The sequence below is a fragment of the Streptomyces sp. NPDC026417 genome (assembly GCF_055567695.1).
The window spans coordinates 206,401-218,776 of record NZ_JBVHPY010000017.1; the positions used below are offsets into that span (position 1 = coordinate 206,401).

A 12,376-nucleotide genomic window follows, 5' to 3' on the forward strand; every position below is an offset into this window, starting at 1 on the left:
GCGACCGGGGTTCCGTGCCCGGGGGGGTCAGGCGGCCAGCGGCACGCCGGCACCGGGCTCGGCGCCCTGGTACGCGTCCGTGATCAGGTTCAACTGGCGCTGCATGTACCAGGTGTGGAGGCCGAAGACGAACGCCAGCCACATGCTCGCGGCGGGGCTGCACGTCGCCGGAAGGCCGGCCGCGCGCTGCGCCTTCGCTATGGCCCGTCCGGTGTTGCGGAAGGAGATCAGCGGAGCGATCAGCGTCCAGCTGAGGAAGATCAGGACCATCAGGCTGCCGCCCGGGCTGAGGGCCTGGCGGTTGTCGAACTCCTTCAGCTCCTTGTGGATCTTGTAGTACCAGACCAGCTGGTAGATCCCGAGGGTGACCAGCGGCAGACCGAGCCACACCGCGACGGGGCCCCGGCGCTTCATGGCCAGGCCGGTCAGGTGGCTCGTGACGGGCGCGGGGGCGACGGGGGCGACGGTGCCTCCGGCCGGGATCGCGGCGCTGTGGCCGGCGTCGGTGGTGGGCTGGATGTCACTCATGTGGCGGGCTCCATTGGCTGGTGCTGGGATCAGCTGGAGCAGCATGCCAGGGGCGTGAAGAAGTCGTGAAGTAGTTGTGGCTTCAAGTGACGGTTCGTCATTGGATCGTGATCAATTCCGCGCCTCGCGCGGGACGGTGAACTCGCACCACACGACCTTGCCGGGATTCCGGTGCGTCACCCCCCACTTGTCGGCCAGCGCCGCGACCAGGAGCAGCCCCCGGCCGGACTCGTCGGCCGGCGCCGTGACCCTCGGTTCGCCCCCACCGCTGTCGTGCACCTCGACGCGCAGCACGTCCCCGCACGGAACGAGGCGCAGCCGCAGGCCGCGGCCCGGCGGCACTCCGTGCAGCAGGGCGTTGGTGGTCAGCTCGCCGGCGCACAGCAGGATGTCGCCGTACGCGCCCGGCGGCACTCCCCAGTCCGACAGGGCGGCCCTGGTGAACTCCCGTGCGGCCGGTACCGATTGACGTTCGCGCCGGTAGAAGCGCTCGCGGGGGCTGTGGGCGGTTTCGTCGTTCACGGGACGAGAGTCACTCTCCGTGGTCATCATGGAGCAGTGAGTGGACCCGTACAGATTTCTTGTACGGGTCCCCCGCGGTGGACGTACGTGCCGTGAGGGGGAGTTGGACCGTATGAACTCCAGGAAGCGTTCGCGCAAGAACGCGTCAGCGATGAAGATGGTCGGCGCGCAGCTGGGCGTCCTGCGGCGGGCCGCCGGGTTCACCCAGCGGACCCTGGCCGAGCGGGCCCTCGTGGACGAGGAGACCATCGCGTCGATCGAACAGGGCCGACGCCCGCTGAAGGAGGACTTCGCGGGCCTCCTCGACCAGGTCCTCGACACCAAGGGCGTGCTGTCGGCGGCCCTGGAGCACATGCCCGAGGTGGATCTGTTTCCGCGGTGGGCCGAGGAGTACATGGATCTGGAGCGCGAGGCCATCGCGCTGTCCTGGTACGAGAACCAGGTGCTGCCGGGTCTGCTCCAGACGGAGGCGTACGCCCGTGCGGTCCTCCGCAATGACGTTCCGGCCCTGACCGAGGACGAGATCGAGCTGCGCGTCGGAGCACGCGTGGCGCGCCAGGAGATCCTGCACCGCCGGGTGCCACCCACGGCGAGCTTCATCTTTTCCGAGGTGACCCTGATGGATCGTCTCGGAGGCAGCGAGGTGTACTTCGAGCAACTGCGCCGCCTTCGGGAGTGGGTCGTCATGCCGGGAACCACTCTTCAAGTCGTGCCGGTCGGACGTGAGTTCCACGCGGGTCTCGCAGGGCCGTTCATCCTGCTGGAAACCCCCGATCACCAGCGGCTCGCTTACACGGAGGCCCCACACGGAAGCCGGATCACAGCCAGCCTCGACGAGGTGTCCTCTCTGGAGCACAGGTATGCCATGCTGCGGACACAGGCTCTCAACCCTCATGAGACCAAGGGCTTGTTGGACCGTTTGCTAGGAGAGCGATGAGCACGGCACTGCAGTGGTTCAAGTCCAGCTACAGCAGCGATCAAGGCGGCGCCTGCCTGGAGGTCGCCGCCCTCCCCTCAGCCGTCCACGTCCGCGACTCGAAGACCCCCGACGGCCCGGTCTTCCGGGTCGCCCCCGACGCCTGGACCGCGTTCCTCACGCTTGCCCGCCGCTGACAGCGCCAGCGTCACCGCGACCGAGGCGGCGGCCATCACCGTCATCCCCGTGGCCGCGGAGGTCAGTTGGGCCGCCGTGCCCGCCAGCGCCGCGCTCACCCCCTGCAGGGTGACCATGCCGGCGGAGTGCAGCCCCAGAGCGTGGCCGCTCAGTTCGTCCGGGGTGAGCTCCATGAGCCGTTCCTGCTGGATCAGGCTCGCTCCGAAGCCCACGGACGCCACGGCGACACAGGCCGCCGCCACGGCCGTACCGGGGCGCAGCGCGAAGAGCAGATACGGGGCGGCCAGGAGCAGCAGGAACGGGACGCCGAGCCGCGCCCGCACCCGGGGCGCCAGGATGCGGCCCACCGTCACGTCCCCCACGAACATGCCGAACGCCCCGCAGGCGAACAGCAGGCCCGCGTGGGCCGGGGCGTACGGGACGAAGAGGGATTCGCAGCCGACGACCAGACCGTTGGGAATCCACAGCAGCAGATAGACACGGCGGCGGGGACCGGAGGACCACAGGCGGGCGTTGGTGCGCCAGGTCTCCCCCACCGAGGGCCGGCCCGCCGCCCGGGGGGCGCGGTGGCTCAGTCCGGCCCGGCAGACGACCGCCGTCACCAGGTACAGCACGGCCGCGACGACCAGCGTGATCCGCGGCGACCACGCGGCCACCAGGACACCGCCGGTCGCGTACCCCAGGATCTGGGTGAGTCCGCTCATCATGTTGAAGACCGACCGGCCGAGCAGATAGCCGTCCCGGGTCAGGATCTCGTTCAGCAGGCCCCAGCTGACGCCGCCGCCCAGCGAGGCGACCAGACCGAGGCCGAAGACCAGCACGAGGGTGCCCCACACCGGAAGGCCGGGCAGCGCCAGGACCGCCGTACCGGCCGCGAAGACGAGAGCGATGCCGGCCAGTGCCGCGCGCGGCCGGAGCCGGTCCGCCGCCGACAGCAGCGTGGTCGCGCCCAGTACCTGGGCCAGCGACGGTCCGAACATGCTGAGGGCGGAGAGCAGCGGTGAGCCGGTGGCCTCGTAGACCAGCGTGCCGAGGGCCAGGCCGCTCACGGTCTGGGCCGCCGACCTGAGCGCGGAGGCCAGGAAGAGCGGGGTGAACTCCGGGGTGCGGAAGAGGTCGGCGTAGGTGCGCATGCGCGGAGTCTCCGACGGGCCGCGGGGCGGTCGTTATTGTTTCGCGTCAGGGCGAAACCACGGGAGGGGCGGACCGCATGGGCTGGTGGCAGGTCAACGCCGACACCCTCGCGGGCAGCCGGTTCGTGCTCTCGCCGCTCGCCGAGACGTTCGGCTCGCTGAAGGTCCTGCACGCCGGGGTCGGCGCACACCCCGGTGAGCGCGCCTGGCTGGACGCCCATGGGCCCGCGTACCGGCGACGGCTCGCCGACGACCCCGTCACCGCGCTCCTGATCCGCTCCGGGCTCGGCCCCGAGTGGATCGCCGACTTCCTGACACCGACGCCGCGGGGCCACGAGTCCTTCGAGGACGAGGTCGTACGGGTCCGGGAGGCCTCCCCCGAGGCCGCGCGCGCCCATCTCCGGGTCGCCCTGCGCGGTCCGCTCCCGGCCGCCCTGGAGCGGGACGACCTTCCCGGGCGCGCGGCCGATCTGCTCACCCACGTGTGGACCGAGGCGGTGCGCCCGTACTGGGCCCGGCGCCGGCGGGTCCTGGAGGCCGACGTCGTCTCCCGTACCGCCCGGCTCGGCAGGGGCGGCTGGGCCGCGGCGCTGGACACCCTGCGGCCCGGGACGCGCTGGCTCGGCGGGAACCGGCTCCAGGTCAACCGCCACGAGTACCCGCCGAGGGAGATCTCCGGGGCCGAGCTGCTCTTCGTGCCCATCACCGCCCAGCGGCACGGCTGGGTGTCGTGGGAGGAGCCGCACCGCTACGCGGTCGTGTACCCGTGCGCGGGGGCGCTCGCGCGGACCGGTGCGGAATCCGTGCCCGACAGTCTGGGCGCGCTGCTGGGCCCGTCCCGGGCCGGGGTCCTGGTCCTGCTCGGCTCCCCCATGAGCACGAGCCAGCTCGTCGCCGTGACCGGACAGGGACTCGGTTCGGTCGGCCGCCACCTGAAGGTGCTGCTGGAGGCCCGGCTGGTGGAGCGGCGGCGGGCGGGGCGGTCGGTGCTCTACTACAGGACGCCCGCGGGCGAAGTGCTCGTACGGGCCCAGCGGGGTGGCCGACCCGGCGCGGGTGGGGACGCGTCACCGGGCGGGGCTAGCATCCGGGCATGACTACTTCTGACTCTTTCGATTCCGTGTTCGATGTCGAGATCGGCGCACTCCAGGGCGGCTCCGCCGACCTCGGGCAGTACCGCGGCAAGGCCGTCCTCCTGGTGAACGTGGCCTCCAAGTGCGGCCTCACCCCGCAGTACGCGGGGCTGGAGCGGCTGCACGAGCAGTACGCGGACCGGGGCTTCACCGTGCTCGGCGTGCCCTGCAACCAGTTCCTCGGGCAGGAGCCCGGCAGCTCCGAGGAGATCGCCGAGTTCTGCTCCGCCACGTACGGCGTGACGTTCCCGATGACGGAGAAGGCCGAGGTGAACGGCGACGGCCGGCACCCGCTGTACAAGCTCCTGGTGGACACGGCGGACGCCGAGGGCCACACCGGCGACATCCGCTGGAACTTCGAGAAGTTCCTGATCGGACCCGGCGGGGACGTGGTCGGGCGCTTCTCACCGCAGACCGAGCCGGAGGCGCCCGAGCTGGTGGCCGCGGTGGAGAAGGCCCTTCCGTAGCGTCCGCGCGTTGACCTTGCCCCTGGGGCAGGGCGCACCGTGCCGTCACCGGGCGGACGGCGCCCGGTGACGGAGGTGGGACTCGTGCCCGAGGAACTGCTCACGATCGGCGCCTTCGCCGCCCGCGTGCGGCTCTCGCCGAAGGCGCTCCGGCTGTACGACCGGCTCGGACTGCTCGCTCCGGCGCACGTCGACGCGGCCAGCGGCTACCGCTACTACCGCGCCGACCAGGCCGAGCGCGCCCGTACGGTCGCGCTGCTGCGCCAGCTCGACATGCCGCTCGCGCGCATCGCGGAGGTGGTCGAGGCGGACGGCACCGAGGCCGCGGACCGGCTCGCCGCCCACTGGGCGGCGGCCGAGGAGCGGTTCGCCTCGCAGCGGACGCTCGCCGCCTACCTCCGTGGACGGCTGTCGGGAAGGGGTTCCGAGATGTACGGGAAGTTCACGGTGGAGACGGTGGAGGTGCCGGAGCGGGTGGTGCTGACACAGACGCGGCACACGCTCGCCGACGAGCTGCCGGCCTGGATCGGGGCGTCGCTGGGGCGCCTGGAGGAGGGGGCCCGGGTGTGCGGCGGGGTGGTCGCGGCGCCGTTCGTCGTCTACCACTCCGAGGTCTCGCAGGAGAGCGACGGGCCCGTGGAGTCCTGTGTGCCCGTCGGGGACGAGGAGGCCGCGCGGGACTGGGCGGAGCGGCACGGGCGGGCCTGGGAGACGCGGGTGCGGGTCGAGCCCGCGCGGCGGCTGGCGTACGCCCGGATCACCAAGGCGCAGGTGGCCCATCCGCAGATTCTCGCCGCGTTCGAGGCGGTTGAGGCGTGGATGGCGGAGCGGGGGCTGGAGCACGGGGGGCCCTGTCGGGAGGTCTATTTCGCCGACTGGGACTCGGCCGGGCCCGGGGACTTCGTCTGCGACGTGGCTTTTCCGGTGCGGTGACGGTTCTGGCGGGGCGCCTTGCGGGTGGGGGTTCCCTGGGCGGGGGGCGAGGTTGGACCCGGGGGCGGGGCAGTCCCTGGCGGGTGGGGTCACCCGGGGCGGTGGGGTCACCCGGGGGCGGGTGGGGCCGGAATTTTTTCGCCCCCTCCGCCCCTGCCCGTCCCGACACGGGGCTCCGCCCCGGACCCCGCTCCTCAAACGCCGGAGGGGCTGGATTCACGGTCCCGACGCGGGCTCAATCGCCTGAGGGGCTGGAATTGCCGTCCCGGCGCGGGCTCAGACGCCTGACGGGCTGGAATCACCGTCCCGACGCGGGCTCAGACGCCCGAGGGGCTGGAATTGCCGTCCCGGCGTGGGCTCAGAGGTCGGAGGGGTTGGCTGCTGCTCCGGTGTTCAGCGGAGTTCCTCCGGGCAGGGGGTGCCTCGGGGGAGTTGGTAGGGGGCGGCCAGGCGGTAGGTGCCGGGGGCGGGGGCGAGGAGCTCGGTCCACTTGTCGCCGGCGGCGTCCTCCTCGGCCTCCATCAGACAGCCGTTGACGTTGTCGAACGACTTCGGCTCGCCCTCCTCCCGGTGCTTGGACTCCTCCGTCTCGCTGGGCGCCCTGACGCTCCGGCCCTCGGCGTCGACGAGCCCCAGCCACGGGGAGTACGGGATCCGGATGAGGACCCGGCCCGCCTTCTTCACCTCGATCGTCAGCTCACCCTGCTCGGCGCGGTCCACGACGGCGGGCGGATCGGCCAGCGGCGTCGGGTCGGTCACCTCGAACAGCTGCCAGTTCGCGTCGCCCCATATCTGCTTGAGATACGGCATGCCCCGCTGGACCAGCTCCCGCTCCCGCTCCCCGCCGTCGCCGTCCGGCTCGTCCTTGGGCAGCACCACGTAGTGCACGGCCCAGCGCTGCAGCCACTCGTGGTAGTTCGCCGAGTTGAGGGTGTCGTCGTAGAAGAGCGGGTTGCGCTCCATGTCCGCCTGCCGGTTCCAGCCGCGGGCGAGATTGACGTAGGGGGCGAGCGCCGAGGCCTCGCGGTGCGAGCGCGCCGGGACCACCTCGACGCGGCCCCGCTCGGCGCCGACCACCTGGAGCTCGTTCACCAGGGGCGCCAGCTCCCGGGCCCACGACGCGGTGGGCGTGGTGTGCACGACGTCGTCGACCGACTTGAAGCCGATCCAGCCCGTGAACACCGCGGAGGCGAGGACGATCGCGTACCACTTGCGGCTGCGCGGCGCGGCGAAGGGCAGTGCCGCCATCAGCGCGACCCCCGTGAACAGCATCGCGAGGCGGGTGATGTTGGAGCCGATCTGGGAGTTGATCAGCCAGACGAGGAGCACGGACAGCCCGTACACCGCCGACGTGATCCGTACCGTCTTCCACTCCACGGGCACCAGCGCGAACCCGGCGACGGCGGAGAGGAAGGGCAGCACGACCGACCCGAAGCCCATCGGCTGGGTCCCCGAGAAGGGGAACAGCCAGGCGGAGACCGCCACGACGACGGCCGGGGCGATGCCCAGCGCCCACGCCCCGGGGCGCCGCTTCTGCAGGAAGAGCGCGACGGCGACCAGTCCGACGAAGAGTCCCGCGACGGGCGACGCGGCGGTGGCGAGGGCGGCCAGCGGGGCCGCGCAGAGGGCCTTCGCCCAGCGTTTGTAGCGCCAGCGGTACGGCCAGCAGAAGACCACCGCGGTGGCACCGAGGCCGAACACCATCCCGAGGCCGAAGGTCACCCGGCCCGACGCCGCGTTGCACAGGAGCGCGAACACACCGGCCAGGGCGGGCCACAGCGGGTTCCGTACGGCCCGGCTGCGGATCAGTATCAGCGTCAGCAGTCCGGCCGAGACCGTGCCGGCGATCATCATCGTCGTCCGCACACCGAGCACGGACATCAGGTACGGCGACACCACGCTGTAGGACACCGGGTGCATCCCGCCGTACCAGGCCAGGTTGTACGCCGAGTCGGGGTGCCGGCCGACGAACTCGGCCCAGGCGTCCTGTGCCGCGAGGTCACCGCCACTGTTCGCGAAAGTGAAGAACCAGACGAGGTGGAGCACTCCGGAGAGGACCGTGGCGAGAGCGACGGGGTGGCGGAGCAGCGGGGCGAGGCGCCCGCCGGCGGGGGCGGCCGGCGGAGAGCCGGGAGGGGCTTCGGAGGCGTCCGGGCCGGCGTCCGGGAGAGGTTCGGGCTCCGCCGTGGCGGCGGCCGGACGGTCGGCGGACGGCGGTATTCGCGGCCCGGAGTCCGGATCCGGCTGGGCGTCGTCGGCGTGTGTCGGCTCCGCTGTGGCCACCTGAAGGCACTCCCCGTGTCCCGTTTTCCGTTCTCGGCCGGGACCCTCGGCCCACGACCCGCCCCGGTTCGCGACGCTAGCACGCACCCCGCCGGGGAGCCCCCGGGTGGGGCGGCATCGGCGGGGGCGCGAACGGCTGCCCGCGGGGGTCCGGGCGGCCGCCGGGGCGTACGTCCGCCCCCGCCCCGGCGCGTGCGCCGGGCAGGCCCGGACGGGTGACCGCCCGGGCCTGCCGCGCCCACTGAGCTGACGCGCGTCAGCTCACGCGCGTCAGCTTCGCGCCGAAGCCGGGCTCGGCCAGGTCCGACCGGAGCGCGACCGGAATGTCGACGGCGTGGTCGGAACCGTCGCCCACCGTGAGTTCGCCGACGACCGTGCCGGCCTTCGCGGAGTGCGGGACGGTCTCCTCGCCGGGGCCGATCGAGAGCCTGGTGCGCAGCCCCGGCCAGCCGACCGCCTTGAGGTTCTTGGTCGCGACGACGGCCGTCCGGCCGCCGAGCCGGTCGTCCACGTACCCGACGACGTCGCCCTTCTTCACCACCGTCGCGCTGGTCAGGCCCTGCTGGACCTTGTCGATCAGCTTCTGGCTGTTGGTCAGGGCCAGTTGCAGGCTGTCCCAGACCCGGCCCGTGCCCGCGTTCTGGCCCAGCACCGCGCCGTACACGGTCTGCGTCCGGCCGTCGACCGTCTTGGTGGCGGCCCACACGAGGTTGCCGCCCGCCGGGGTCGACGAACCGGTCTTGAGGCCGATCACGCCGACCTGCTTCACGAGCAGGTCGTTGTTGTTGTAGATGGGCTTGTCCAGGCCGGGGATGTCGGCCTTGGCCATGCCGACGATGGACCGGAAGACGTCCTTCTGCATGACCGCCTTGGCCAGCTTGAGCTGATCGGTCGCGGTGCTCACCGTCGTCTTCTCGAGACCGCTCGGGTCCGTGTACGTCGTGTTCGACATACCGAGCTTCTTGGCTGCGGCGTTCATCTTGCCGACGAAGGTCTCGCTGTCGGAGTCCCAACGGGCGAGCAGCCGTGCCGCGTTGTTCCCGGAGGGGATCATCAGCATCTGGAGCATCTGGCGCTCGGTGAACTTCTGGCCCTTGGAGACCGCGGCCGTCGACTCGTCCTCGTTCTTCGACTCGTCCTCCGCCTTCTGGTCGACGGTGATCTGCTCGCCGCCCTCGTTCCCCTTGAGCGGGTGCTCCTCGAGGATCACGTACGCCGTCATGATCTTGGCGACGCTCGCGATGGGGGCGGGCTTCTGCTTGCCGTCGGTGCCGACGCCGCCGACGCCCTCGACCTCGATCGCCGACTGGCCCTGACCGGGCCACGGGAGGTCGAGATCGCCGCCCTTGAAGGTGTACGTCTCGTCGGCGGTGAGCGCGAGGGCGGGGGCCGGGAGCGGCCGTACGGCCTGTGCCACCGCAAAGACGACCGCGAGGAGCAGGACCAGCGGGGTCCAGATCTTCAGGCGCCGCACGAACGTGCGGACCGGGGTCTCCGGGGGCGGCGGCGTGTTCGTCAGCTCGGCGAGCAGGTCCAGCGGGGGCTTGGGGGGCAGCGGCTGCTGCGTGGTCCGCTCGGGGCCGACCTGCGGGATGGCCGCGGTGGCCTCGGCGGGGGCGACCGGGGGCTTCGCCGTGGGCGGCGCGGTCGTGCGCGGCTTGACCGGCGCGGGCTCGTCGAGCGGCTTGAGCGCGACGAACTTGCTGGTCCGCTCGGCCGGGGCGTCGGCCTTGCCGGCCGGGGCGGACGCGGCCTCGGCCATACCCGCGGGGGCGGACTCGGCGTCGGCCTTGCCCGCGGGAGCCGGCTTGGGGTCCGCCTTGCCGGTGGGGGCGGACTTGGTCTCGGCCGCGGCGGCGGAAGCGGGCTCGGCCTCGGACGCCTTGTCTGCGGGGGCCGGCTTGGCGTCCCCGAGCTTCAGCATGGTCGTGGGCTGGTCCACGGCCGGGGCGGAGGGCCGTACGGCCTTGAACACGGCGGTGGGCCGATCGACGCGAGGTCCGGCGCCCGCGGCCTTCCCGGACGCCTCGGCGCCCTTCGCGGCGCCCGCGGCACCCTCCGCGGAGTCGGGGACGTCCGTGCCGGAGGCGGGGGCGTCCTTGCCACGGGCCGGGGCGGCCTTGTCGGCGGCGGGAGCGGCCTTGCCGGCGCCCGGGGCGGCCTTGTCGGCGGCGGTGGCGGCCGGGGAGTCCGTGGCCGGGACGGCCGTGTCGGCGGTCGGAGCACCCGAGGCGTCGTCGCCGGGAGCGGCCACGGCGTCCTCGCCGGGGACGTCGTTGCCGGACGTCCCCGCGGCGGTCCCGCCGGAGGCGGAGCCGTCGGCGTCCGTGCCCGAGGCGTCCTTGCCCGAGGCGGTGCCAGCCGCTGCGCCCTTGGCGGCGGCGCCCAGGACGACCGTGCCGCTGTCCCCCCGGCCGGAGGCGGACCTGGAGGCGCCCTTGCCGGGAGCGGCCGTACCCGCGGCGCCCTCGGCGGAGGCAGGCGCAGCCGCGGCGTCCTCGGCGGAGGGGGAGGCAGCCGTCGCGTCCTTGCGGGACTCCTCGCCGGTGTCCGCGCCCGAGTCGGCGTCCGCGTCGGCGGACCCGGTCCCGCCGGGGGACTCCGTACCGGCGTCACTCCCGTCGGAGGCGGTACCGGCGGATCCCGACGGGATGTTCTTGGCGGGGGACGGGACGCGGGGGCCGCCCGCGGCGTCGGGAGCCGCGTCCGCGGGCTCGTCCGCGGACGCCACCCACGCGGCCACCGCGGCCCGCAACCGGGCGTCGCCGGAGGGACCCGCAGAGCCGCTCTCCGCCGGAGCCCCGGACTCCGGGGAGGCGTCCGCCTCCGGGGCGGTCTCCGCAGCGTCGGGAGCCTCCCCGGCCCCCTCCGCCGACCCGGACTCCTTCAGCGCCCGCGTCGAGAAGACCGCCGTCGCCTGGTCGACCCGCACCGTGGCGGCCCGTTCCCGGGCGACCGCCAGCCGGGGGTCGGCCGGGGTCGGCGCCGACCCCCGCGTCGGCCCCGGAACCGCGGCCGGGCTCCCCGACGTCGCTTCTGCCGACGACGCCGACGACTCGTGCTGCTTCGACCTGTCGGGGGACTCGCCCGCCACCGATGCCTCCTCCGTGCGCCGCCCAGCGACGCCCAACCGAACCGTGAACCCTTGAACCGCCGCCCGGACATCGCTGTCCGAACCATGTACCAGTGTCCTGTGTGCGGGCTTGACCCCTCCGGTAGACGAGAACGACATATCTACCGGTTCCACTACGAAGCGGTCACGCACCCTCGACAGACCAATGTGAGAGGGGTCACCCTGTCATTCATCCACGCGGGGAGGCATGGATGGGCAGGAGCCGCAGAACACTTCCGGAGGAGCTTCTGTTGCTGGCGCTGGACCCGACCACGGGTACCACCGCACAGCCGCAGTCGCTCGACCTCGGTCTGGCCGGAGCACAGCTAGTGGAGCTGGCGCTGGCCGGACGGATAGCCCCAGACGGGGATCGTATCGCCGTGGTGGCACCACGGCCGACTGGAGATCCAACCCTGGACTGTGCGTTGGAACTGCTTCGCCGACGCGGAGCACCCGTACGCGCGGTCAACTGGATCGGCGGGCCCCGCCTGGGGCTGCGCCAGACCTATCTCTCGCATCTGGAGAGGTGCGGCATGGTCCATGCCGTGGCCGGCCAGATGTGCGGGGTGCTTCCGACGACTCGCTACCAGGCGACGGACACGGAGATCAGCCGGGAGATCAGGGCCCGGCTGGACAGTGCGATCCGCACCGGCGTACCGCCGGACCCGCGGACCGCGGCGCTCGCCGCACTGGCCCACGCGGTCGGTCTCGGCAAGCACCTCTACCCGGGGAACGAGGGACGATCGTCCCGCTCCAGGCTCCGGGACCTGATCAGGCACGACCCCATGGGCGGCCTCGTGGCGCACGCGGTCATGGACGTCCAGAACGGTGTGGCCGCACAGCCACGCCGCAGCCCGGCACCGGCAGGCCGCCCGGCCACCGCCGGCGTCAGGTCCGCACCGGAGCCCGCCAGGGGCGTCCCGATGCAACCGCGCCACGGATCCATGGCGCGCGCCGTGGTCCACTGAGCCGCCGTACCCCGGCACCCGGCGCGACCACCGCACCACCAGCACGTCAACGCCGCACCGCAGTCCCCAAGATCCGGTTCGGGAGCCGCCGGCCCGGGGGGGGGGGGGGGGGGGGGGGGGGGGGGGGGGGGGGGGGGGGGGGGGGGGGGGGGGGGGGGGGGGGGGGGGGGGGGGGGGGGGGGG

At 73.1% G+C, this 12,376-nt stretch carries 10 protein-coding genes and 1 pseudogene; 6 read left to right on the forward strand and 5 right to left on the reverse strand.

All coding sequences use genetic code 11. The features are described 5' to 3' along the window. Nucleotides 1–27: 27 nt before the first annotated feature. The gene (locus ACZ4NT_RS26030) at nt 28–528 is read right to left on the reverse strand and encodes a DUF4234 domain-containing protein (protein WP_121402369.1); all 501 of its coding nucleotides are present in this window, start codon (nt 526–528) and stop codon (nt 28–30) included. A gap of 111 nt (nt 529–639) precedes the next feature. Continuing rightward, complete coding sequence (locus tag ACZ4NT_RS26035; RefSeq protein ID WP_121404678.1) at nt 640–1,077, reverse strand: ATP-binding protein; 438 nt, start codon at nt 1,075–1,077, stop codon at nt 640–642. Between the two features lie 85 nt (nt 1,078–1,162). Between ACZ4NT_RS26035 and ACZ4NT_RS26040 the strand changes: the two genes are divergently transcribed. Further along, nucleotides 1,163–1,987 (forward strand): Scr1 family TA system antitoxin-like transcriptional regulator, encoded by an 825-nt coding sequence (locus tag ACZ4NT_RS26040; RefSeq protein ID WP_121402368.1) that lies wholly within the window; start codon nt 1,163–1,165, stop codon nt 1,985–1,987. Beyond that, nucleotides 1,984–2,094 (forward strand): annotated as a pseudogene (locus ACZ4NT_RS26045) (DUF397 domain-containing protein); the annotation flags it as partial. The gene ACZ4NT_RS26040 and the pseudogene ACZ4NT_RS26045, both read left to right, overlap by 4 nt. On the opposite strand, the gene ACZ4NT_RS26050 reads toward ACZ4NT_RS26045, so the two are convergent. After that, nucleotides 2,065–3,297, reverse strand: coding sequence for an MFS transporter (locus ACZ4NT_RS26050; protein WP_467727897.1), 1,233 nt, complete (start codon nt 3,295–3,297; stop codon nt 2,065–2,067). The pseudogene ACZ4NT_RS26045 and the gene ACZ4NT_RS26050 overlap by 30 nt on opposite strands. Before the next feature lie 77 nt (nt 3,298–3,374). Between ACZ4NT_RS26050 and ACZ4NT_RS26055 the strand changes: the two genes are divergently transcribed. The 3 genes from ACZ4NT_RS26055 (at nt 3,375) to ACZ4NT_RS26065 (ending at nt 5,830) form a co-directional block, all read left to right on the forward strand. After that, entirely contained in the window at nt 3,375–4,394 is a 1,020-nt protein-coding gene (locus tag ACZ4NT_RS26055) for a winged helix-turn-helix domain-containing protein (RefSeq protein ID WP_121402365.1), read from the forward strand. Next, the gene (locus ACZ4NT_RS26060; protein WP_121402364.1) at nt 4,391–4,897 is read left to right on the forward strand and encodes a glutathione peroxidase; all 507 of its coding nucleotides are present in this window, start codon (nt 4,391–4,393) and stop codon (nt 4,895–4,897) included. Before ACZ4NT_RS26055 ends, ACZ4NT_RS26060 begins: the two co-directional genes overlap by 4 nt. A gap of 84 nt (nt 4,898–4,981) precedes the next feature. Then, nucleotides 4,982–5,830 carry a MerR family transcriptional regulator gene (locus ACZ4NT_RS26065; RefSeq protein WP_467727900.1) on the forward strand — a complete coding sequence of 283 codons (849 nt, stop codon included), beginning with the start codon at nt 4,982–4,984 and terminating at the stop codon, nt 5,828–5,830. A gap of 393 nt (nt 5,831–6,223) precedes the next feature. Here ACZ4NT_RS26065 and ACZ4NT_RS26070 read toward each other — a convergent pair whose 3' ends face one another. After that, nucleotides 6,224–8,113: an MFS transporter gene (locus ACZ4NT_RS26070; RefSeq protein ID WP_467727902.1), complete on the reverse strand. Its 1,890-nt coding sequence runs from the start codon at nt 8,111–8,113 to the stop codon at nt 6,224–6,226. Nucleotides 8,114–8,369: 256 nt separating this feature from the next. Further along, the gene (locus ACZ4NT_RS26075) at nt 8,370–11,207 is read right to left on the reverse strand and encodes a D-alanyl-D-alanine carboxypeptidase family protein (RefSeq protein ID WP_467727904.1); all 2,838 of its coding nucleotides are present in this window, start codon (nt 11,205–11,207) and stop codon (nt 8,370–8,372) included. A gap of 230 nt (nt 11,208–11,437) precedes the next feature. Here ACZ4NT_RS26075 and ACZ4NT_RS26080 point away from each other — a divergent pair, with 230 nt between their 5' ends. Beyond that, nucleotides 11,438–12,193 carry a GOLPH3/VPS74 family protein gene (locus tag ACZ4NT_RS26080; RefSeq protein WP_121402360.1) on the forward strand — a complete coding sequence of 252 codons (756 nt, stop codon included), beginning with the start codon at nt 11,438–11,440 and terminating at the stop codon, nt 12,191–12,193. Nucleotides 12,194–12,376: the final 183 nt, after the last annotated feature.

Coding starts and splice junctions, on each gene's coding strand:
- ACZ4NT_RS26030 (WP_121402369.1), bottom strand. CDS start 528: ATGAGTGACATCCAGCCCACCACCGACGCCGGCCACAGCGCCGCGATC.
- ACZ4NT_RS26035 (WP_121404678.1), bottom strand. CDS start 1,077: ATGACCACGGAGAGTGACTCTCGTCCCGTGAACGACGAAACCGCCCAC.
- ACZ4NT_RS26040 (WP_121402368.1), top strand. CDS start 1,163: ATGAACTCCAGGAAGCGTTCGCGCAAGAACGCGTCAGCGATGAAGATG.
- ACZ4NT_RS26050 (WP_467727897.1), bottom strand. CDS start 3,297: ATGCGCACCTACGCCGACCTCTTCCGCACCCCGGAGTTCACCCCGCTC.
- ACZ4NT_RS26055 (WP_121402365.1), top strand. CDS start 3,375: ATGGGCTGGTGGCAGGTCAACGCCGACACCCTCGCGGGCAGCCGGTTC.
- ACZ4NT_RS26060 (WP_121402364.1), top strand. CDS start 4,391: ATGACTACTTCTGACTCTTTCGATTCCGTGTTCGATGTCGAGATCGGC.
- ACZ4NT_RS26080 (WP_121402360.1), top strand. CDS start 11,438: ATGGGCAGGAGCCGCAGAACACTTCCGGAGGAGCTTCTGTTGCTGGCG.